General features: G+C 27.3%; 20 protein-coding genes, 6 tRNA genes and 1 other annotated feature. Of the genes, 6 read left to right on the plus strand and 20 right to left on the minus strand.

All coding sequences use genetic code 11. The annotated features are described in order from the left end of the window. From HMPREF1092_RS10925 to rph, 9 genes are all read right to left on the minus strand, one after another. A tRNA-Gly gene (locus tag HMPREF1092_RS10925) sits at positions 1–74 on the minus strand. A 20-nt stretch (positions 75–94) separates the two neighbouring features. After that, positions 95–170 (minus strand) — tRNA-Pro (locus HMPREF1092_RS10930). Between the two features lie 3 nt (positions 171–173). Beyond that, positions 174–250 (minus strand) — tRNA-Arg (locus HMPREF1092_RS10935). A gap of 3 nt (positions 251–253) precedes the next feature. After that, positions 254–327: transfer RNA gene (locus tag HMPREF1092_RS10940), tRNA-Gly, on the minus strand. A 45-nt stretch (positions 328–372) separates the two neighbouring features. Further along, positions 373–446 (minus strand) — tRNA-Gly (locus tag HMPREF1092_RS10945). A 96-nt stretch (positions 447–542) separates the two neighbouring features. Continuing rightward, a tRNA-Pro gene (locus HMPREF1092_RS10950) sits at positions 543–618 on the minus strand. A 426-nt stretch (positions 619–1,044) separates the two neighbouring features. After that, positions 1,045–1,524 carry a metallophosphoesterase gene (locus HMPREF1092_RS10955; RefSeq protein ID WP_002598732.1) on the minus strand — a complete coding sequence of 160 codons (480 nt, stop codon included), beginning with the start codon at positions 1,522–1,524 and terminating at the stop codon, positions 1,045–1,047. Between the two features lie 50 nt (positions 1,525–1,574). Beyond that, positions 1,575–2,186: an XTP/dITP diphosphatase gene (locus HMPREF1092_RS10960; RefSeq protein ID WP_002598733.1), complete on the minus strand. Its 612-nt coding sequence runs from the start codon at positions 2,184–2,186 to the stop codon at positions 1,575–1,577. 2 nt (positions 2,187–2,188) lie between these two features. After that, positions 2,189–2,932, minus strand: coding sequence for a ribonuclease PH (gene rph / locus HMPREF1092_RS10965; RefSeq protein ID WP_002598734.1), 744 nt, complete (start codon positions 2,930–2,932; stop codon positions 2,189–2,191). Positions 2,933–3,117: 185 nt separating this feature from the next. On the opposite strand from rph, the gene HMPREF1092_RS10970 reads away from it, so the two are divergent. Beyond that, positions 3,118–4,608 (plus strand): hypothetical protein, encoded by a 1,491-nt coding sequence (locus HMPREF1092_RS10970; protein ID WP_002598735.1) that lies wholly within the window; start codon positions 3,118–3,120, stop codon positions 4,606–4,608. A 32-nt stretch (positions 4,609–4,640) separates the two neighbouring features. Here HMPREF1092_RS10970 and HMPREF1092_RS10975 read toward each other — a convergent pair whose 3' ends face one another. Then, positions 4,641–6,137: an ABC transporter substrate-binding protein gene (locus HMPREF1092_RS10975; protein WP_002598736.1), complete on the minus strand. Its 1,497-nt coding sequence runs from the start codon at positions 6,135–6,137 to the stop codon at positions 4,641–4,643. Positions 6,138–6,281: 144 nt separating this feature from the next. Between HMPREF1092_RS10975 and HMPREF1092_RS10980 the strand changes: the two genes are divergently transcribed. Further along, positions 6,282–6,557: a hypothetical protein gene (locus tag HMPREF1092_RS10980; RefSeq protein WP_002598737.1), complete on the plus strand. Its 276-nt coding sequence runs from the start codon at positions 6,282–6,284 to the stop codon at positions 6,555–6,557. 21 nt (positions 6,558–6,578) lie between these two features. Here the strand turns inward: HMPREF1092_RS10980 and HMPREF1092_RS10985 are convergent, their stop codons facing one another. The 5 genes from HMPREF1092_RS10985 to HMPREF1092_RS11005 all read right to left on the minus strand — a co-directional run bounded on the left by HMPREF1092_RS10985 (position 6,579) and on the right by HMPREF1092_RS11005 (position 12,781). Further along, on the minus strand, positions 6,579–6,851 hold the full coding sequence (locus HMPREF1092_RS10985) for a hypothetical protein (protein WP_002598738.1): 273 nt from the start codon (positions 6,849–6,851) through the stop codon (positions 6,579–6,581). 11 nt (positions 6,852–6,862) lie between these two features. Next, entirely contained in the window at positions 6,863–8,830 is a 1,968-nt protein-coding gene (ligA, locus tag HMPREF1092_RS10990; protein ID WP_186003721.1) for an NAD-dependent DNA ligase LigA, read from the minus strand. A 93-nt stretch (positions 8,831–8,923) separates the two neighbouring features. Next, complete coding sequence (gene pcrA, locus HMPREF1092_RS10995; RefSeq protein ID WP_002598740.1) at positions 8,924–11,200, minus strand: DNA helicase PcrA; 2,277 nt, start codon at positions 11,198–11,200, stop codon at positions 8,924–8,926. A gap of 173 nt (positions 11,201–11,373) precedes the next feature. Beyond that, positions 11,374–12,186 (minus strand): AAC(3) family N-acetyltransferase, encoded by an 813-nt coding sequence (locus tag HMPREF1092_RS11000; protein WP_002598741.1) that lies wholly within the window; start codon positions 12,184–12,186, stop codon positions 11,374–11,376. A 10-nt stretch (positions 12,187–12,196) separates the two neighbouring features. Beyond that, the gene (locus HMPREF1092_RS11005) at positions 12,197–12,781 is read right to left on the minus strand and encodes a pentapeptide repeat-containing protein (protein WP_002598742.1); all 585 of its coding nucleotides are present in this window, start codon (positions 12,779–12,781) and stop codon (positions 12,197–12,199) included. 142 nt (positions 12,782–12,923) lie between these two features. Between HMPREF1092_RS11005 and HMPREF1092_RS11010 the strand changes: the two genes are divergently transcribed. From HMPREF1092_RS11010 to HMPREF1092_RS17235, 4 genes are all read left to right on the plus strand, one after another. Next, the gene (locus tag HMPREF1092_RS11010) at positions 12,924–13,835 is read left to right on the plus strand and encodes a radical SAM protein (protein ID WP_002598743.1); all 912 of its coding nucleotides are present in this window, start codon (positions 12,924–12,926) and stop codon (positions 13,833–13,835) included. 57 nt (positions 13,836–13,892) lie between these two features. Beyond that, positions 13,893–14,516, plus strand: coding sequence for a superoxide dismutase (locus tag HMPREF1092_RS11015; RefSeq protein ID WP_002598744.1), 624 nt, complete (start codon positions 13,893–13,895; stop codon positions 14,514–14,516). 186 nt (positions 14,517–14,702) lie between these two features. Continuing rightward, positions 14,703–16,367, plus strand: coding sequence for a glutamine--tRNA ligase/YqeY domain fusion protein (locus HMPREF1092_RS11020; RefSeq protein ID WP_002598745.1), 1,665 nt, complete (start codon positions 14,703–14,705; stop codon positions 16,365–16,367). Positions 16,368–16,489: 122 nt separating this feature from the next. Continuing rightward, a complete protein-coding gene (locus HMPREF1092_RS17235; protein WP_002598746.1) occupies positions 16,490–16,639 on the plus strand; it encodes a hypothetical protein in 150 nt (49 codons plus the stop codon). A 37-nt stretch (positions 16,640–16,676) separates the two neighbouring features. Here the strand turns inward: HMPREF1092_RS17235 and HMPREF1092_RS11025 are convergent, their stop codons facing one another. The 5 genes from HMPREF1092_RS11025 to HMPREF1092_RS11045 form a co-directional block, all read right to left on the minus strand. Next, on the minus strand, positions 16,677–16,913 hold the full coding sequence (locus HMPREF1092_RS11025) for a hypothetical protein (RefSeq protein ID WP_002598747.1): 237 nt from the start codon (positions 16,911–16,913) through the stop codon (positions 16,677–16,679). 181 nt (positions 16,914–17,094) lie between these two features. Continuing rightward, complete coding sequence (gene gltX, locus HMPREF1092_RS11030) at positions 17,095–18,753, minus strand: glutamate--tRNA ligase (protein ID WP_002598748.1); 1,659 nt, start codon at positions 18,751–18,753, stop codon at positions 17,095–17,097. An 86-nt stretch (positions 18,754–18,839) separates the two neighbouring features. Further along, positions 18,840–19,069 (minus strand) — a binding site (T-box leader). Between the two features lie 362 nt (positions 19,070–19,431). Further along, positions 19,432–20,148, minus strand: coding sequence for a pseudouridine synthase (locus HMPREF1092_RS11035; RefSeq protein WP_002598749.1), 717 nt, complete (start codon positions 20,146–20,148; stop codon positions 19,432–19,434). Positions 20,149–20,270: 122 nt separating this feature from the next. Next, a complete protein-coding gene (locus HMPREF1092_RS11040) occupies positions 20,271–21,008 on the minus strand; it encodes a lytic transglycosylase domain-containing protein (protein WP_002598750.1) in 738 nt (245 codons plus the stop codon). Between the two features lie 17 nt (positions 21,009–21,025). Continuing rightward, positions 21,026–23,038 carry a triple tyrosine motif-containing protein gene (locus HMPREF1092_RS11045; RefSeq protein ID WP_002598751.1) on the minus strand — a complete coding sequence of 671 codons (2,013 nt, stop codon included), beginning with the start codon at positions 23,036–23,038 and terminating at the stop codon, positions 21,026–21,028. Between the last annotated feature and the right edge of the window lie 39 nt (positions 23,039–23,077).

Consider the following 23,077-nt stretch of genomic DNA (forward strand, 5'->3'; position numbering starts at 1 on the left):
TGGAGCGGGTAGTGGGAATCGAACCCACCTTTCCAGCTTGGAAGGCTGGAGTATTACCGATATACGATACCCGCATATTATATTTATTTTTAAATGGTCGGGGTGACAGGTCTCGAACCTGCGACCTCATGGTCCCAAACCATGCGCGCTACCATCTGCGCCACACCCCGAAATGGTGCGTCTTAAGAGATTCGAACTCCTGGCCCACGCCTTAGAAGGGCGTTGCTCTATCCAGCTGAGCTAAAGACGCGTGTGGAGCGGGTAGTGGGAATCGAACCCACCTTTCCAGCTTGGAAGGCTGGAGTATTACCGATATACGATACCCGCATATTATTCTGTTAAGTATATTGTCTTATCAATATTAAATTGATATGGAGCGGGTAGTGGGAATCGAACCCACCTTTCCAGCTTGGAAGGCTGGAGTATTACCGATATACGATACCCGCATATGTCTTTAACAATATAACTTGAAGTTGTCTGCCTTATTAATTATACAACCTTTTATTTTTTTGTCAACCTCTTTTTTAAGAAGTTAATTTAAATGGTCGGGGTGACAGGTCTCGAACCTGCGACCTCATGGTCCCAAACCATGCGCGCTACCATCTGCGCCACACCCCGTTTTCATTTCATCGCTTCGTTCCCTCAACGACAAGGACTATTCTACATTATCATTTGATAAGAGTCAATAGTTTTTTTGCATTTTTTTATATTTTTTATTTTATTTTATTCTTTATCACTTCTTAACTTTTCTTTTTAACAATTTAATCATAATATATTGTAATTAGTTATTAATTTATTAATACAACTTTTGTTTTATATTGTATATAACTTTAGTTTATTCTATATTTATTGAAAATTTTCATAAAAATAAATTATATAGCAAATTAATTAATACTAAATTCTATTATAAATGAATCTATTTTTAATTTATTTAAATAAAAGTCTCTAAATAAATAATAATTTTTTAGAGACTTTTTATCTATTATTTAATTTTTATTTTACTAATAAACTTTATTTTAATATATATAATTATTATGGGTAATTTTATTTTAGCAGGTATTCAATTTTAGCATCTATATTTCCACTATCATCTATTTCTATAAAGCCAATTGAATGACCTTTCCCTTTTGGAATAGATGTACTACCTGGATTCATTATAAGTATATCCTCTACTCTTTCTATGCCCTCTATGTGGCTATGCCCATATAAAACTATATCTGCTCCTACTTCTTTACCTTTATAGAATATATTATTTAATCCACTCTTAACTCCATATAAATCGCCATGAGTTAAAAATATTTTTTTACTATTCACATCTATAATTAATTCTTTAGGATATTCTCCTCTATAATCACAATTTCCATCTACAACATATATTTCTCCATTAAAAACCTTTTCAAATTGTTCTATATCACTAGAATTATCACCTAAATGTATTAATATATCTGCATTCTTTATTTTCTCTGCTGCTAATTGTATGTATTTATTTATACAATGTGTATCACTAACTACTCCTATTAACATCCTTTCCCTTAAAGTATATATACTTTAAGGTTATTCACCTCCTCTACCTCTTATAAAACTTTTTGTATTTCTTCTTTTAATATTTTTAAAGCTTTTCCTCTATGACTTACCTTATTTTTTTCTTCTTTAGTAGCTTCTCCAAAAGTTTTATTTATTTCTTCGTTAAAAAATAATGGATCATATCCAAATCCACCTTTTCCATTTAACTCTTTTATTATTCTTCCATTTACTGTTCCAGCAAAATCTGTAGATTTACCTAAATCATTTATTAATGTTATATGGCAAACAAATCTTGCTCCTCTATCTTTGTCTTCTACTCCTTCTAGTTCTTTTAAAAGCTTTTTATTATTTTTATCATCATTTCCATGTTCTCCTGCATATCTTGCTGAATATACTCCTGGTTCTCCATTTAAATAATCTACTTCTAATCCTGAATCATCTGCCATTACTACAAAATCTTTTTCACCTTTTTTTAATAAATATTCCTTTATTTCATTTGCTTTTTTGAATGAATTTTCTTTAAATGTCTTGCCATCTTCTTCTACTTCTATATTTATACCTTCATCTTTTAAAGATTTAATCTCTAAATTTAAATCTTCTAATATTCCTTTTATTTCTTCTATCTTTTTTTTATTATTACTAGCTAATATTAATTTTTTCATTACTACTCTCCTGTTCCTATCCATAATGCATCCATCTTTAATGCATTTTTTTGTATAGTAATCATTTGCTTTAATCCTTTTTCTCCTAGATTTAAAAGTTCATTTAGTTCTTGTCTTGTCATTGGACTTTCTTCTCCAGTTCCTTGAACTTCAACAAACTCACCATCTTCAGTTCCAATTATATTCATATCAACTTTTGCTGTTGAATCTTCTTCATAACATAGATCAATAACTTTTTCCCCATTAACTATTCCTACACTTGTTGCTGCAACAAAATTTCTTATTGGATAAACTTTAAATGGTTTTTCTTTGTGAATCTTATTTACTGCATCAACTAATGCTATAAAAGCTCCTGAAATTGAAGTAGTTCTTGTTCCTCCATCTGCTTGTATTACATCACAGTCAACCCATAATGTTTTTTCTCCTAGAGCTTTTAAATCTACTACTGATCTTAAAGCTCTTCCTATAAGTCTTTGTATTTCCATTGTTCTTCCATCTACTTTAAGTCTTGCAATATCTCTTACTTTTCTTACTCCTGTAGATCTTGGAAGCATATTATATTCTGCTGTTATCCATCCTTCACCTTTTCCTTTTAAAAATGGTGGAACTTTATCTTCTATTGATACATTACATAATACCTTTGTATCTCCAACTTCTATATATACAGAACCTTCAGCATACTTAGTGTATCCTCTAGTTACTTTTACATTTCTTATTTGCTCATTTTTTCTTCCATCAATTCGCACTAAATTCACCATCCTAATCTATATCTTTTATTATTTTCTGCCTAATATCTTATATGATATCACTTCTACAAAAGATTATGTATATATCTCCTATAATTTAACACTAATTATTTTTTAAATTAATTCACATTTTGAAATTTTATTTCATATTATTAATATGAGAATTATATACGAGGTGAAATGTTTTGAAATATATAGGACCATTTTTTAGAATGAATAGTCTATCCCAAGAAGAAATCTGTGGACAGCTTTTTCATTTTTCTAAAGAATCAATAAAAAGTCTTGTTTTAAATTCTAGATGTGGATGTATATCTCCTCTTAGAAACTCAAAAAAAGATTCTTCTTTAGAAAAATTAGGCATACAAAAGTATTCTCCACTTTTATGTATCTATAAAAAAGCTTCACCAGTTTTTATACACAATAAAGCTTCTCAAGGATTTGATTCTTCTTCTTTTAAAAGAGAAATAAATCCTTCAACTAATGCTTTAATGACTATGTCAGTATTAGAGCTTTCAGATTATTATTCAAGATTTAATGATGACTCAAATGAGAAAGCTTTAGATAAATTCTTTAAAAACATATCTAAAGAACAATTAGAATTCTATTATAACAATCTTAGAAATAATGAAGGTATTTTTGTTACGAAAAAAAATATTTTTTCAGCTAGTAATAAAGATGCAAATTTAATAGATAAAGATAGAAAATTTGTTTTTAGTGACCAAGCATTTATGATGACTGCTTATTATATGCATTCATTGGTTACTTCAGATGATGAAACTAAAAAAGATTACGAAAACTTTTCAAATCAAATATTGCAAATGTTTATTGACTATAAGGATGCTTTATATGATTTATCATTTGATGAAGGTTGTAAAACTTTAATAGCTTTTAATATTTTCTTTTCATACTCTAATAATCAAACTATAATTCCTTTAATAACTGATTTATGTGAGTTTTTAACAAATAAGTTTAATGAAAAAGATTATTATGTTAATTCATTTGATTCTTGCTGTATTTTTGCAATTAATTTAATGTATTCCTATGAACATACTGGATTATTTATGTTTAAAGAAAAATGTGATGAAATAATGGAAAAACTTATATCTCTTTATAATGAAGAAGAAAATATAATCCAAAAGCTTACTGACAAAAAAGAAATAAAATATTCTTCTTTTGATATAACATTTTATTTCTTAGCTATTGTTTTATATTCAACTAAAACTGCCAAGTCAAAAGAATATAAAAATATGATTTCAAACATTTATAAAAAATATATATTAAACTCTGGAATTATAACTAGTTGGCCAAAAGCTCCAACTTTAGATGACAAAGAGCGATATAAGAAATTTACAACTCTTTCTAAGGATATGCTAGATGAAACATTTTTCTCTATGCCAAACTTAACTAGCCCTGAGGAAAATGGAATTGCTTCTATCATTTTAAAAGGAATCACTTACTCTCCTAAAAAAGATAAATTTGAAACACCTAAAAAAACATTTGATAGTAGCAAAAATATGTTTATATTATTCTTATTCTTATTTATGTTAAAAGATAATTTCTATGATTGTTTATCTTTAAATGAAGAAGAAAGCCAAGTATCAAGTGAACCTGTCACTGATGAAGATGAAACTGAATACGTTAATGCTGAAATAGTTACTGAAACTATTCCTAATTAAAAAAACCCACAGTTTTTTCTGTGGGCTTTTTTTTATTTATTTTTTAATTTCGTAAATTGAATATTGCCATAATAGTCAAAGTTGATTTCTTTTACTTTATTTGATATAGCTACATTTTTATTTTCGAAGAATAAAGGTAATATCCTGTAATTCGAAAATAAAGTATTTTCTAACTCTCTAAACTCTGAATTATTTTTGCTATTTTCTTTATCGAATAATTTTTTTTCATTATCATTATACCAATATTCTAAATCACAAAATGTTTTTTCTCTATTATTTGCTGATAAATCTATATCTATTAAAGTTATATCATATCTATCTCTCAAAGCTATATTTTTATATTCATCTTCATTTACTAACGTATATCTTAATGATGTTTTAGTATTATTTTTAAACCATTCTCCTATATATGCACATAAACTTCTATTTTCTTGAGTATCTAATGCTAATAAAGTAACTATTTTAGGTAATTCTTTATTTATCTTTGCGGTTTGAACTTTTCTCTCTTGTATACTATTTAAATTCTTTTTATCTTCTAAAAAGTAACTATATTCTGCTACTTCAATATAATGCTCATTTTCTTTATGATAAGTTTCTATAACATTATTTAAAGTCTTATAAACTGCTTTTCTTGATTCAAAGTCTAATCCTTTATCATTTGAATTTAAATATATATATTTTCCTTTATTAGCATTAAAGGTTTTTAATCTTCCTTCTGCTTCTAACCTATTTAACTGCTTAGATGGTGGATTAACAACAACATCAACTTCTCCTGTTTCAAACTTTGCCATTGAAACCTCTTCACTCATATTCCTTATAACATTAATTTCTTGTGGAATATTCTCATTTAAATAATTTACTCTTTTTAATATTATCTCTTCATCTGAAACAGTATCTATTACATAATCTCCTGAATAAACTATATTATCATGATATGATTTTATATCTTTCCACATATCTAAGTTTTTTCTTAATTTATAAACAGGATTTGTAAGTTTCTCTAAAAAATCTTTATCTTTAGAATTCAATCTAATTATTATAGAGTTGTCTCCTTCAATTAAAGCAAGTTTACTATTATCATTTCCATTAGACTCTCTAAATTCTCTTGCTCCATATATATTTAAAATAGGTTCTATATTTTTTTCTTCTTCTGTTATTAATAACTCCTTAAAAAAATCTATTATTTGAACTGGGAGTATTTGAGTACCATCGCTCCATTTAATATCATCTTTAAGAATAAATTCATACTCAATATTATCATCTTTTATTTTAACTTCTTGTGAAAGTTCATTTTCTATTTTTCCATCACTATTTTTACTTACTAATGATTTACTTGTGGCTGTTATAATATCTTTCTCTCTCATAGAAAGATTTGTAACATCTCTTAAATCATTATTTATATTGCCTAAAGCATATGTAAATGCACTTACTTCTTTTGTATCTTGCTCTTGATATACATCTATAAAACTTAACAAAACTAGTCCTAATATTGTTGACCCTAAAACTGTTAATATTATCTTTTTTATCATAATATCTCCTCACTCTTCTTAATTATTATGATTATTAACATTTTTCTAAAATTGTAAACATATAGGTGAATAATATAGATTTATTTTGTTAAAGTTATATAATATTTATGATATAATTAATTATCACATAGGGGAGGTCTAGCGATGACTTTTTTAGTAGTCACAATTGCAATTATAGGTATAGTGTTTATGCTAACATTTATGTTTATTGGCATTTGGCTTTTCATAGTTGCATTAAAATCATACAATCAATTAAGATATAAAAATTATATACTTGAAAAGATAAATCAAAAATTAAGCATAATTGCTAATTCAAAAAAACATAGAGAAGAAAATGATTTTGTAGAAGATGTATCAGAACTTTTAGATATTTCAGAATTTGAAAACATTCAAGATTTTGAAAAAAGAGAGCCACGTTAATTAAACGTAGCTCTCTTTTATTTATCTAACAGCACTTAATATAAAAAATACTGAAGAAAAACTTATTCCTAAGCAAATAAGTGGATATATATATTTTTTAGTTCCAAGTTCCTCTAGCCAAAATTTTATTGCCCATAATCCCATAGTTATTCCTAGACATACTTGTAATGTAAAGTAGGTAGTAAACATATCTCCTAAGTATATAAATTGATATGAAGTTAAAAATGTGCATATTATTACTACTCCTGATGCTATACTCATAGCAATTCCTAATGCATTAACTAATTTCTTCATTCTTCAATCTCCTAAATCATGTTTTCAAATTCTTCTTCTGAAATAGTTTTTACTCCTAATTCCTCTGCTTTAGTTAATTTTGAACCTGCTTCTGCTCCATAAACAACAAAATCTGTTTTCTTGCTTACGCTTCCAGCAACCTTTGCTCCTAATGACTCTAATTTTTCTTTTATTTCTTTTCTTGAATATTTCTCCATAGTACCTGTAACTACTACAGTCTTTCCGGAGAATGCACTTTCTGTTATTTCTTTCTCTTCAAAATGAGGATTTACACCAAGTGCTAAAAGCTCATCAATTGTTTGAATTACTTTTTCTTCTTTAAAGAAGTCCATAACATTTTGTGCTACTATATCTCCTATATCAGGTACAAGAACTAAATCTTCAAATTTAGCATTTTTTAATCCCTCTATTGATTTAAATGTATTTACTAAATCCCTTGCTGTTTTAGCTCCTACATTTTGTATTCCTAAAGCATATATAAATGCTTCTAATGAACAATCTTTACTATTTTCTATTGCATCTAAAAGATTTTGTGCTTTTTTAGGACCAAACTTTTCTAATCCTATTAAATCTTCTTTATTTAATTTATAAAGGTCACATATTGATTTTATATCTAACTTTTCAAATAATTGTTCTGCTGTTCTTTCTGAAAAGCCTGCTATATTCATTGCTTCTCTTGAACCATAGTGAACTATTGTTTTAACCATTTGAGGTTTACAAGATAATGTATTTTCACAGAAATAATGTGCTCCGATTAAACTTAAATGGCTTCCACAAGCTGGACAAGTTTCAGGTGGTAATATTTCCTTTGATCCATCTATACTCTCTTGAACTGTCCCCATTATTTCAGGAATAACATCATTAGATCTTCTTACAAATACTTTTGAACCAATTCTTACTCCTTTTTTCTTTATGTCATCCATATTATTAAGAGTAGCTCTCTTTACAGTAACTCCTGCAAGTTCTACTGGTTCTAATATTGCAGTAGGTGAAACTCTACCACTTCTTCCAACATTCCATTCAACATCTAATAACTCTGTAGTTGCTTCTTGTGCTTCAAATTTATATGCAATTGCCCATTTAGGAAATTTTACTGTATATCCTAAAAGTTCTCTTGTTCTCATATCATCAATTGCTATTACAAGACCATCAATATCATAGTTTAAAGAAAATCTTATATTTTTTATATAATCAATTTCTTTTTGAATATCTTCAATTTTTGAACATTCAACAACATAATCATCCATTGGAAATCCTTTTTCTCTTATAAAATCTAACATTTCAACATAAGTTTTAAAAGGTTCACCTTCTTTGTAGCCTATATCATAAAAGAATGCTGAAAGATTTCTTCTAGCAGTTTCTTTAACATTAAGATTTCTTAATGCTCCTGCTGCCCCATTTCTAAGATTTTTCAATGGAGTAGTCGCTGTTTCATTATACTTTTCAAAAGCTTCTGTTGTCATAACAGCTTCACCATGGATTTCAAAAACATCATTTGAATTTATTTTTAATGGAATACTTTTTATAGTTTTAACTTGAGCTGTTACATTTTCTCCAACTGCTCCTGTTCCTCTTGTTGCTCCTATTTCTAATATTCCTTCTTCATTATAAGTAAGATTTACTGTAAGTCCATCAAATTTCTTAGTAACTATATATTTTAAATCGGGTAAATCTTCTCCTTTAGCTCTCATTTCATTTACGAATTTTAAATTTCTATTATGCCATTCTACTATACCTTCAATGCTTTGTGCTTTATCTAAACTCCAAAGTTTAGCTTTGTGAGTATATTTTGAAAATCCTTCTAAGATTGTATCTCCTACTCTCACTGTTGGAGAATATGGTAAAACTATTCCTAGCTCTTTTTCAAGACTTACTAATTCATCATATTTTAAATCATATTCTTTATCACTAACAGTTGGATTATCTAAGGAATAGTATTCATATGCATATCTATTTAACTCTTCTACTAGAGCTTCCATTAATTCTCTTTTATCCAAAGCTAATTACCTCCACTTTATAATCCTATAAATTTATTATACATTTTTATATTATTATTTATAAGAATATTTTTATTAAATTAATTCTAATTTAGCCATTGATAACATTAAATTCTTAACCCCTTGTTTATCAAATGCTATAGTAAGTTTTTTATCTCCATTAGATTCAGATACTGAAACTACAGTTCCAGTTCCAAACTTTTCATGTCTAACTTTTTTACCCAATGAAATATTATTAGCATTTGCTAAATTTCCTTTATTATTAGAATTTGAAGTGCTATATGAAATACTTGTTTTTCTTCCAATAGTATTTTGATTTCTTCCCATTATTTGATTTCTTAAACTATGTGGATTTGAATTTAATTTTGTAGGCGAATTATAATAATTTTCCCCTGTACTTCCACCAGTTATACTTCTTCCATTAACAAATTCTTTTAAATCAAATCTTATTTCGTTTATAAAATCTGATTGACTATATGAAGTTATTCTACCAAAAAGAAGTCTTTTTTCAGCTGAAGTCATATAAAGAACTTCTTTTGCTCTTGTTATTCCAACATAACAAAGTCTTCTTGATTCTTCCATTTGGCTTGGATCATTTATATCACTTGCACTTGGGAATAATCCATTTTCCATTCCAACCATAAATACATATGGAAATTCTAATCCCTTTGCACTATGAAGAGTCATTAAAACAACACTATCTGCTTCTTCATCAGCTTTATCTGCATCTTGAACAAGTGCCACTTGCTCTAAGTAATCTGCAAGTGTATTATTTTCTGGATTACTCTTTTCAAAATCAACAGCATCTGATACAAGTTCTTTAAGGTTTTCTATTCTACTCTTATCTTCTATTTCATTTGATTTTTCTAATTCTGCTAAATATCCACTTTCCTTTAATATGTTTTCTATTAACATTGAAGGTGGCATAGTTTCTGCAAGAATCATAAAATTATCCATAAGACTAGTAAACTTTTCAATTGAAGTACAATTTCTAGCTGTTAAAGTACTAATTGTTCTAACTTCACTTAATGCATCCCAAAGATTTAATCCAAACTCCTCAGCAAAAGTTTGCACTTTATCAATTGTTGCTGCTCCTATACTTCTCTTTGGAACATTTATTATTCTCTTTATACTTACATCATCTTGAGGGTTAACTAATACTTTTAAATATGCAAGCATATCCTTAATTTCTTTTCTGTCATAGAATTTAGTTCCCCCAATAATTTTATATGGTATTCCTCTTCTTCTAAAACATTCCTCAAATGTACGTGATTGAGCATTTGTTCTGTAAAGTACTGCAAAATCTCTATAATTTGCATTTTCTTCTTTTGAAATAATATCCTTTATTTCTCTAGCAGCAAAATCTCCTTCTTCTTTATCTGAAAAAGCTCTATATATTTTTATTTTACTTCCTGACTCTTGCTCTGTTCTTAATGCTTTATCTTTTCTTCTAGAGTTATTAACTATAACCTCATTTGCAGCATGTAAAATATTTCCTTTTGAACGATAATTTTGTTCAAGTTTTATAACTTTACAATCTGGATAGTCTTTTTCAAAATCAAGTATATTTTGAATATCTGCACCTCTCCATTGGTAAATACATTGGTCATCATCTCCAACAACACAAATATTCTTATATTTCTTAGCTAACATTTTAACTAATTCATATTGAGCACCATTTGTATCTTGGTACTCATCTACCATAATATATTGGAATTTATTTTGATAAAACTCTAATGTTTCTTCACTTGTTTTAAATAATTCAACTGTTTTAAATATTAAATCATCAAAATCTAAAGAATTATTTTCTTTTAATCTCTTTTGATACATTTGATAAATATCTGCTATTTTCTTTTCTCTAAAATTTTGTTCATGTTCTCTCATAAAGCTTGCAGGTGTTTGCATAGTATCTTTTGCTCTTCCTATTTTACCCATAACCTCTTGAAGTGTTATATCTTTTTCATTTATATTAAGTGCCTTCATACATTCTTTTAAAAGAACTTTTTGATCTGATGTATCATAAATAGTAAAACTTGATTTATAACCTAATTTTTCTATATCTCTTCTTAATATACGAACACAAGTTGAGTGGAAAGTTGATATCCACATTGAATCTGCTTTTTCTCCAATTATTGAACGTACTCTATCTCTCATTTCTTTTGCTGCTTTATTTGTAAATGTAATAGCTAATATCTTCCATGGGAATATTCCTAAATCATCTATCATATGTGCCATTCTATAAGTTAAAACTCTAGTTTTTCCTGAACCCGCTCCTGCAAGAATAAGTACTTGCCCTTCTACTGTACTCGCTCCCTCATATTGCTCTTTATTTAAAAGTGATTTTAAATCCAAATTTAAATCCTCCCTTCAAGGTATCTCTTATAATTAAGAAAGGTAAAAGCCCAGGATAACCTCCTAGACTCATACTAAATAATTTTTTATTATATAAACCTATAATTAATTACAAGCTTTATTTTTCTTATTTTAAAGTATAGCATATTTACTATCTAATACAAACATACATTCTAATAAATATTTACGTTTTTAAAATATTCAACACCAAAATCAACACATTCTCTTGCAGAAAATAATTTTATATTTGAAAGTCCTATTTTATCTTTTACTACATTATATTTTTCTTCAAAGTCTTCACCTGCAAACATAAATAATTCTGTTTTAAATTCAATATCTTCATAAGACTTAAATACTCTTTCTCCATTTTCAATTATTGGAGAAGCATTTATTGTTTTTTTCGCATTTCCTGCTCTATATTCACTTAAATGGAACATAGTATTTACGTCATAATCTACTCCTAATAATAAAATCTTAAAATCTAAATCATACATTTTTCTAAGTGGACTTCCTTCTCCTAAAGAATTCTCTAATGTATGTTCTTTTGTTATTTCTTCTGCTTCTTTTCCCCATGAAGTAAAGGAAACAGTTGGATGATAACTTCTTAAAACATCTAATCTTGTTCTAAAGTTTTCAGCTATTAATCCCATACCATATGTTTTTGTATTTTCTCTATCAAATGCAGGCATTTCTGCTCTTATCTTTTCAAACCATTCTTTTGGTACAGGAGGATTTCCCCAAAATATTGGATCACAAATGTCCCCACTATGAGCTGGCATAGAAATAGTTCCTTCTTTTGTTATAACTTCCATTAATGCTTCTACAACTGTTCTTTCCCCACCGCAAACAAATCCAAAAGAGCTTAATTTTGAATGAACAAGTATTTTATCTCCTGCTTTTAAACCTATTCTTTTAAATTCTTTTACTAAAAATGACTTTGTAACTACATCATTACTCTTATTAATTATCTCTTCTAATCTACTCATAATTTGTTACCTACTTTACTATAATATTAAATTCCTTTAAAAGTCCTAAAACCTCTGGCATAGAAAATTTTGCTTTCTTTATTTTATTTCTTTCTGGATTAATTGTATAATCTATTGCTTCTGAAAAGTCCGCCTTTGTTAAATTAGTATTTTCAAAAATTGATTCCTCTAAAGATGATTTAGTAAATTGTGCTTCTCTTAAATCACAATTCATAAAATCTGAACCTGCAACATTACAGCTTATAAATTTTGTTTTTGGAATTTTAAGACCAGTAAAATTACAACTTTGAACTAAAGAATTTTTAAATTCAAAATCTAATATAAAAGTATCGCATTTAGTAAAATCTACTCCAACTATTTTACAATCATTAAATAAGACTCCTCTAAGCTTTGAATTATCTAATTTAGAAAGTGTAAAATTACATTCTTTAAAAGTACATCCATCAAAAGTTGCTTCTATAAAAATCGCTCCTGTAAAATCACATCTATTAAAAGTGCAATTTTCAAAAACTAAATCACTAAATTCGTTATTTCTGCCTTCTATTTTATTAAAAACTTCACCATTATACTCTAATTCATTAAAATTACTTTCCATAAACTAACCCACTCTCTTTTTATTATTTTATCCTATTATTTTACCTCTTACTCTCATTTTTTTCCACATTTATTATTATAAATTGCTCTATTTTATAATTAGATATATAATTTATAAAAACATATAGAAAGGTCGTAATATAATGGACTATTATAAAGCTTTTGAAAAATGTAATCTTTGTATACGAAGATGTAATATAGATAGAACAAAAGGAAAAATTGGAGCTTGTAACTCTTCTGATAAAATAACTGCTGCTCGAGCTGAATTGCATTTTTGGGAAGAACCTCCTATTTCTTTAGAAACAGGTTCTGGAACAGTTTTCTTTTCTAATTGCAATTTAAAATGTGTTTTTTGTCAAAACTATGAAATAAGTCAAGAACATAAAGGAATTGAAATAACCACAGATAGACTTTCTGAAATATTTTTAGAACTTCAAGACAAAGGAGCTAATAATATAAATCTTGTTACTCCTACTCACTATGTTCCTAAAATAATAGAAGCAATAAAAAAAGCTAAAGCTAATGGTTTAACTCTTCCAATACTTTATAATACAAATGGATATGATTCTTTAGAAACAATAAAAATGTTAAATGGACTTATAGATGTTTATCTTCCTGACTTTAAATATTTTGATGATAAATATGCTATAAAATATTCAAATGCTAAAGGTTATAAAGATAATGTAATTGAAATTTTAAAAGAAATGTTCAAGCAAGTTGGAAAAAATAAATTTGATTCTAATGGAAGAATGATTAAAGGAATTATAGTAAGACATCTCATGCTTCCTGGACTTCTTTTTGATTCAAAAAAAGTAATTGACTGTATATACTCTACATTTGGTGATAATGTTTATATAAGTATTATGAATCAATATACTCCAATGTTTAAAGCTTTAGAATATAAAGAAATTTCTAAGCCTTTAAATCCTAAAATGTATGATTCATTAATTAGTTATGCTGCTGAACTGGGAATTACAAATGCTTTTATTCAAGATAGTGGTTCAAGTACAACTGATTTTGTACCTGATTTTAATTTTCAAGGTCTAAAAAAATAATGTTTTTATGTATCTTTTTATCAATTTATTTATATACTAAATTCTGAGGTGATAAATATGACAGAATTTAAACTTAAACCATTAAAATTTGCTTATGATGCATTAGAACCTGTAATAGATAAGGCAACAGTTACTATTCATCATGATAAACATCAACAAACTTATACTGATAATTTAAATAATGCTTTAAAGGATTATACTGGTCCTTTAAAAAATGCTAGTTTAGTTGATATTTTAAAAAACTTAGACGAACTTCCAGAAGATAAAAGACTTCCTGTTATTAATAATGGTGGTGGAGTTTTTAATCATGAATTTTATTGGGATGGACTTAATAAACCAAATAGTACTTCTCCACACGGAAATGTTTTAGAAGCAATAAATAAACGTTTTGGTTCTTTTGAAAACTTTAAAACTGAATTTACTAAAGCTGGAACAAGTCAATTTGGTTCAGGATGGGCTTGGTTAATACTTGATGAACAAAATGAACTTCAAGTAATTAATACACCAAATCAAATTTGTCCTATATCAGAAAATAATATCCCTCTTCTTACTATGGATGTTTGGGAACATGCTTATTATTTAAAATATCAAAATAAAAGACCTGAATATATAAATAATTACTATGAAATTATTGATTGGAATGTAGTTGAAGATAGATTTAATTCAGCTAAAAATTGTTAGTTAATTTAATAAATAATGTACAATTATGACTCTTAAAAGTGAAATATGCTATTTTTATTAGCTTATTCACCTTTAAGAGTCTTTTTAAATGCCTTTTTTCTCTAGATTTTTTTGTTATATTGGATTAAAATTAAAGGTAATTGTGTATTATATAAACATAAATTTTAACAGGAGGTGTAAGCTTTTATGTCAAATGAAAATATTTCATCTAACTTCATTAGAAATATTATTAAAGAAGACTTAGAAACAGGAAAGCACGATAGTATAATAACAAGATTTCCACCAGAGCCAAACGGATACTTACACATTGGTCATGCGAAATCTATACTTTTAAACTTCGGATTATCAGAAGAGTTTAAAGGTAGAACAAATCTTAGATTTGATGATACAAATCCAACTAAAGAGGATACTGAATACGTTCAGTCTATAGAAGAGGATGTTAAATGGCTTGGCTGTCAGTGGAATGAGCTTCACTTTGCATCAAATTATTTTGATACAATGTATGAAAAAGCTCTACTATTAATAAAAAAAGGCTTAGCATACGTTTGTGATTTAACTCCAGATGAAATTAAAGAATATAGAGGAAGTTTAACAGCTCCTGGTAAGGAAAGTCCTTATAGAAATAGAACTGTTGAAGAAAACCTTGAATTATTCGAAAAAATGAAAAATGGTGAATTTAAAGATGGAGAAAAAGTTCTTAGAGCTAAAATAGATATGGCTTCTCCAAATCTTAATATGAGAGATCCTATAATCTATAGAATTGCTCATTCAACACACCATAATACTGGAGATAAATGGTGCATCTATCCAATGTATGATTTTGCTCATCCATTAGAAGATGCAATTGAACATATAACTCATTCAATTTGTACTCTTGAGTTTGCAGACCACAGACCTCTGTATGATTGGTTTGTTCGTGAATGTGAAATGGAAGCTACTCCAAGACAAATAGAATTTGCTAGACTTAACATGACTAATACAGTTATGAGTAAAAGAAAGCTTAAACAATTAGTTGATGAAGGTGTAGTTGATGGTTGGGATGATCCAAGAATGCCAACTATATCAGGTCTTAGAAGAAGAGGATATACTCCAGAAGCTATTAGAAACTTCTGCTCTGCTATAGGAGTTGCAAAATCAAACTCTACTGTAGATTCTCAAATGCTTGATTACTTCTTAAGAGAAGATCTTCAACCAAAAGTTCCTACAGCTATGGCAGTAATTAATCCATTAAAAGTAGTTATAACAAACTACCCAGAAGGTCAAAGTGAAACACTTTCCCTAGATATTCATCCTAAAGATGAATCATTTGGTAAGAGAGAAATAACTTTCTCAAGAGAAATCTATGTTGAAAGAGATGACTTCATGGAAGTTCCAGCTAAAAAATATTTTAGATTATTCCCTGGTAACGAAGTTAGACTTAGAGGAGCTTACTTCATTAAATGTAATGAAATTATAAAAGATGAAAATGGAGAAGTTATTGAACTTAACTGTACTTATGATCCAGAAACTAAGAGTGGTTCAGGATTTACAGGAAGAAAAGTTAAAGGAACAATTCACTGGGTTGATGCAAATTCTTCAATTCCAGCAGAATTTAGATTATATGAACCTTTAATTTTAGATGATGCTCCTGAAAATGAAGGAAAACATTTCTTAGAACAAATAAATCCACACTCAATGGAAGTTTTCCAAGGATTTATAGAACCAAATGCAGTACCTGGTCTTAAGCCACTAGATAAACTACAATTAGTTAGAAATGGTTTCTTCTCAATAGATACTAAAAATACTACTGATGAAAAATTAGTATTTAATAGAATCGTTCCATTAAAATCATCATTTAAATTACAAAAATAATCCACAAATTTTGTAACTAATACTCCATAATAAATTTTTATTGTGGAGTATTTTTAATCTTTGATAAACAAATAAATTTATTAATATATTTTACTAAAGATAAATAAAAAGGAGTTTTTTTTTTGAGCTGTGATAATACTGTTGAATGTCCATGTAAGAATTTAAAATGTGAAAATAGAGGTATATGTTGTAAATGTGTTGCAAGACACTCTAATACTGATGTTCTTCCTGCTTGCTTAAGACATATTTCAAATATTCCCTTAAATAAATAAAAAATTTAATGCCACCTTATTAATAAGGTGGCTTCAATTATTTTTTAGGTTCCTTTGTAAGATCTTCAATTTTTGAAAGATTATTTTCTTTTTGGTTCAATTCATTTAATTTTGTATTATATGTATTTGTATCTTTATTAATGTTATTTCCAACTTGTACTTTGCTAACAATGCTAAGTCCATCAAAAAGTTTATTCCATTCAAAAATACCAAATGCTATTACTCCTATAACTACTAAACAACTAATTACCAAAATTATAGCTTGTTTTTTCATACTAATATCCTTTCAAAATTTTATTCTTATCTAAATTTTACCCTATAGAATCAAATAATAAATTTCTATATACTTAAAATTTTATTTCAATAAATAATTATTTTTACATATAAAAAATGACTTTTCAAAATTTGAAAAGTCATTTTTGTTTAAATAATAAAATTAATTTATATTACTCTAATTATAAGTTCATAAATTTTTGGAATCTTTCTCTAACTACATCTTCACCTAAAATTTGCATTATTGTATAAAGATCTGGTGTGTTAGCTCTGTGAGTTATTGCTGCTCTAACTGCTCCTGCAACATCTGATACCATTCCTTTGAATTTTTCTGGTTCTGCTTTAAATTCTTTTCTATTTGTAGCATAACCAAGTTCTATTGCTAATGCTTTTAAGTGTTCAAACCAAGCTTCTTGACTTTCTAAATTATGATTATAAGCTTTTGAATAGCTTTCTATAACTTCTTTAGCTGCTTCTAATGTTAAAGTTTTTGGTAACTCTATATCTTCTTTTCCTTCTTTATCAAACTCTTCGTCAAAGAAGTAGAATATTTTAGCTTTAACTTCATTCCATTTACCAAAGTCTTTTCTTGGTTTTGGTCCTTCTTTATCTATGTTAAATACTTCTTTCATCATATCTTCTTTAGCTGTTACTAAAGCGTACATTTCTGGGTCAAATTCTTTAGCCCATTCTGTATATCTTGAATAAACTTCATCAGCTTTCATTTTACAAATTAAGTTTTTACTTACGTCATGTAACTTAACTATATCAAAAAGTGCTCCTGATTTACTCATTTTTTCTAATGATACTTTAAACTCATGATAATCTACATCTGGATTTTCTGCTCTCCACTCTTCAAAGCTTGAATTGATTATGTTTAATAGATATTCTATAACACAAACTTGTGGATATCCTTCTTCTCTATAGTAGCTTACTGCACTTTCAGGGTCTTTTCTTTTTGAAAGTTTTCTTTTTGAACCATTTTCTGATTTCATTATAGTAGGAACATGAGCATAGTTTGGTCTCTTAAATCCTAAAACATCAAATAATTGAAGGTGAATTGGTAATGATGAAAGCCATTCTTCTCCTCTTATTACATCTGTTGTGTGCATTAAAGCATCATCTATAGCATGAGCAAAATGATAAGTTGGAAGTCCATCTGATTTTATTAAAACTATGTCTTGAACATTTTCAGGTAATGATAATTCACCTTTTATTAAATCAACTATTTCTACTCTATTTTCTTCTTTTCCTGGTGATTTTAATCTTAAAATATACTCTTCTCCAGCTTCAATTTTCTTTATAGCTTCTTCATCTGAAAGATTTCTATAAACTGCATATTTTCCATAGTAACCTGGAGTAATTTTTTCTGCCATTTGTTTTTCTCTTATTTCATTTAATTCTTCAGCAGTACAGAAACATGGGTATGCAAGACCTTTTAATATTAAATCTTTTGCAAAAGTATGATATATTTCTTTTCTTAAGCTTTGTCTATATGGTCCATAAGCCCCTTTTGACTCTTCTTCTCCTATCATACCTTCATCAAATTCCATACCAAAATTGTACATAGTTTGAATAGTATCTTCTATTGCACCTTTTACTTCCCTTTTTTGGTCAGTATCTTCTATTCTTAAATAGAAAATTCCTTCACTTTGATGTGCTAATCTTTCATTTATTAAAGCTGCATATACTCCTCCAATATGTTGGAAACCAGTTGGACTTGGAGCATATCTTACAACATGTGCTCCTTCTTTTAAATCTCTTGGCTTATAAGTATTGATGTATTCTTCTACTGTCTTATCCACATTTGGAAATATTAAATTTGCTAATCTTTCTTTCATCTTTAACACCTTTCTTTATATATTATGGGATTAATTATACCCTATTTTTTAGAAATTATTAAAATAAAAAAAGCCCTGTCATCCATATTTAGGACGAAAAGACTAACTTCACGCGGTACCACCTAATTTAGCTAAATTTTTAGCTCTCTTAATATCTCTATAAGGTGAGATTCTACCTAAGATTTACTACTTATAAAATAATTTCAATCTTATACTCCAAAGCTTCTTTCTATGATCTTAAATATTCTTCTCTCAGCAAATGAAGAACTCTCTTTAAAATAAGTTGTCATATACTCTTCTTTTTCATTGCATTTTAATATTAATTTATCTTAGGTAATTATACATCATTAATAATACTATTGTAAATACAGATTTAGTTCTGTTTAAAATAGCTATATAGACAAAAAAGATATTAAATTATTTAATTTAATATCTTTTTTATCATTTAAAATTCAAATAATAAAGCACAACCCTTGGGGCCAGGTTGTGCTAGCAATAAGCAATAAATAAAAAGGGGGCTATATATCCTTTTATTTATCCTCGGATACTATTATATGTTAACAAATTTACATTTGCAATATGTTAACTTATTTATTATTAATTTGCGAAATTTACTTTGATAATTTTTGTTATTTATATTTTTAAACCTTCTTAATATTTACATTTTATTAACAATTGCTAGAATTTTTTAAGATGTTCTATTTCTTCATCTGTTAATTCTCTATACTCTCCTTCTTCTAAATCTCTATCTAAAGGAAGCCCTCCAAATTCTATTCTTTGAAGATAAACAACCTTTTTATCTCTAGCTTCAAACATTCTCTTAACTTGATGGAATTTTCCTTCTTGAATAGTTACATTAATTTCTGAACCTTCATCAGTAGCTGATAAAATTTCAAGCTTTGCTTCTTTACATACATAACCATCATCTAAAGTTATTCCTTCTTTAAAAGCTTTAACATCTTCTTCTGTAACCTTTTTATCTATCTTGGCAAAATATACTTTATCAACATGCCATTTAGGAGATATAAGTCTATGATTTAACTCTCCATCATTTGTTAAAAGTAATAATCCTACTGTATCTTTATCTAATCTTCCAACAGGGAATGGCTCAAATGCTTGATAATCTACATGTAAAAGATCAATTACTGTCATATCTCTATTATCATATGTAGCTGAAATAACTCCATCTGGCTTATTCATCATTAAATAAATATATTCTCTATAATATAATTCTTCTCCATTAACTTTTATAATTGAAGTATCTGGATCAATTTTCATATTACTATCTTTAACTATTTCACCATCTACTTCAACAAACCCCTTTTTTACAAGTGATTTAACTTCTTTTCTACTTCCATACCCTAAATTAGAAATAATTTTATCTAATCTTTCCATTTTAGCACCTCCGTACTTTTTCTCAGTTCATTTTAACCTAAAAGAATTATAGTATCAACTTAATTAAATAAATAAGCTATGTAAAAAACATATATGATAATTTTCTTACATAGCTTTAATAATTATACTTTAAACTCTCTATAATATTTTAAAACCTTTGGAACATAATTTTGAGTTTCCTTAGGCATTTTATAAATGTCAGAAGGTGTTTTTACACCTCTTCTTTGTACTGTTCCATCTCCTGCATTATATCCCATAAGTGCCATTTCAACATTTCCATTATATCTTTTTAAATGCTTTCTAAGCTGTGAAACTCCACCTCTAATATTTTGATCTATATTATAAGGGTCTGTAACACCTTCTTCTTTAGCTGTTACAGGCATAAGCTGCATAACTCCCATTGCTCCTACACTTGAGGTACATTTAGGATTAAAATTAGATTCTGCTTTTATTACTGCAAGAACTAAATTTTTATCTACTCCATACGTTTTTGAATATTTATCAACAGATTTATATATTTCTTTTTTTACATCTGTCATATTACTATAATCAACTTTATTAGTATTTTCAACTTTTGTAGTTTCTTTATTGTTAGAGCTTGTCTCTAACTTTGAATTCCAATATTTATTATTATATGATTCCTTATTATTTAAAACTAATTTTAAATTTTCTAATTTTTCACCAACTGAAGTAGTCATTATTTTATTATTAATTTTGTCATCTTCTACTTTTCCCATAGATTCTAACATTGTTTGAAGCATAATTTGAAATTCAATCCCATCTCCTGATTGCTTTTTAACAATGTTATTCATAAGACCCATTTTCATAATTAGATCTGAATTTATCTCATTTAATTTCACCCTAATATTCCCCCATATTAAACTGTAAATTCAACTTCACAGTAATCTTCATAATTAACTCTTTTATAATAGCTCTTTGCAAGAACTAAAACTCTAAAAGTTCCTTCTGAATAAGGTATAAATGTGTAATAATTTTTCTTACTATAACTTTGTGCTTTAATCCAATTTCCTTTTTCCATTAAATAAAATTCGTAACAAACATCTTTTCCACCTGTACTTCTAGCTTTAAAAGTTATTTCTTTATTGTCACCAATTTTATTTTCACTTATGTTAACCTTTGTTCCTATTACAGGAGTTGCTTCTTCTACAAATATAGTTATTTCTTTTTTACTATCAAATTCTTCTTCACATTTAATATTTTTTGCGTATATTTCAAAACCATATTTTCCTGAACATTTTGGCTTTATGCATATTTTTTTATTAGTCATAAAGTCTGTTTCTTCAACTACATTTCCATTTATCTTAGTTACAATATTTATAAGTGTATTTCTAGTGTCTTGAACTATTGTTTCTATATCAATAGGTTCATTCACAAGATAATGCTCTCTCTTTGGAATTAATATATGCTCAATAGTTCCAGGCATATATTCTCTTACAGTTAAATAATAACTAGTTTGAATATCATATTCAGCTCTAGTATATTTATCTTTTATTTTTATATCTATTTCATATTTTCCCTTTTCTTTTGGAGTAAAGTTTATATAATTAGATTTATTAAATGCTATTTTATCTAAAACTTTACCATCTTTATATATTGTAAAGGCATATAATAAGACTGTTCCACCTTCTGCTATAACTCTCAAATTAACAGGTTTATTTATAACTGTTTCTTTTTTAACATCTGTTATTATATCAGTTATTCTTACTGGTAATTCTCCTTTTTTATCTACTTCAAAGATTATAGTTTTCTTATCTTCAAAATCTCCTCTAAAAGAAGAATCTTTTGCATAAGCTGTTATCTTATATTTTCCTTCCTCTTTAGGTCTCCAAACATATTCATCACTTCTTGTATAACAAGAATCATCACAAACAGGTCCATCTATAATATATCTATAAACCTTTTCTCTTCCACCTTCTACTTCTAACTTAAATGTTATATCTGTTTCTGTTTTTTGTGGAGATTTTACATCAGGCTCAAACTTATTTATTCTTATTTTATTATAAGGTCTAACTTTATAATACATAACAGCTCTGTCATCATATTCTCTATTTGAAAGAATATCTTTCATAAGACAAAGAAGCTTATATTGTCCTGGAGTATTTTCTTGATAAGTTACTATTTGTCTTGATGAAAAATCTTGTAAACAAATAGAATGACCTTCATCATCTATTTTTACAAATTTATAAAGAAGTGTTCTAGTATTACTTTGAGATGATTCAACTTTAAAAACTAATTCTTCATTAATTAATCTTTCTTCAGTTAAACATCTAAATCCTGTAATCTCTAGCTTGCCCATCTTTTTTATATTAAACTTTATAGTTTTATAGTCATCAAAATTTTCTTTTGAATCAATTCTTTTACATTCAATTAAAAGCTCTTCTTGCCCAGCATTAAGTGCTGTATATTCTATTTTATTTTCTTTTCTATAATCTCTTAAAATTTCCCAACCTGCTAGTCCCTTTTTCCAAAATCTAAAAAGAAGATTATCTTCTTCTACAATTCCAGTAACTTCTACTTTATCACCTTCTGTATATTCATTTTTATTTATTTCTATATCTTTTAATAAATTTTCTTCTTTTTTTTCATTTGTTATAACATACTCTTCTCTTTCCAAAACGTCATATGGCTTTTCAGAATTTCTGCTTTTTCCTTGTACCATAACTATGTAATTCCCTTCTTCTTTTGGATTCCAAATACAATCTCCTGCATCTGAAAAATCTTTAACTATATTCCATATCCCATCATTCCCAACTAAAACTTTATAATCCATTATAATATCTGAATCTATATTTATTAATATTTTAGAATCAACCCTTTGAGGGCTTTTTTTACTAAATAAAATATTCATTTTAACTGCACTTTTGACCATTTAATTCACCCTTTTTTCCTAAATAACTATTTATTCAAC

The organism is Clostridium thermobutyricum (genome assembly GCF_000371465.1).
In the GTDB taxonomy this organism is placed as follows: Bacteria; Bacillota; Clostridia; order Clostridiales; family Clostridiaceae; genus Clostridium; species Clostridium thermobutyricum.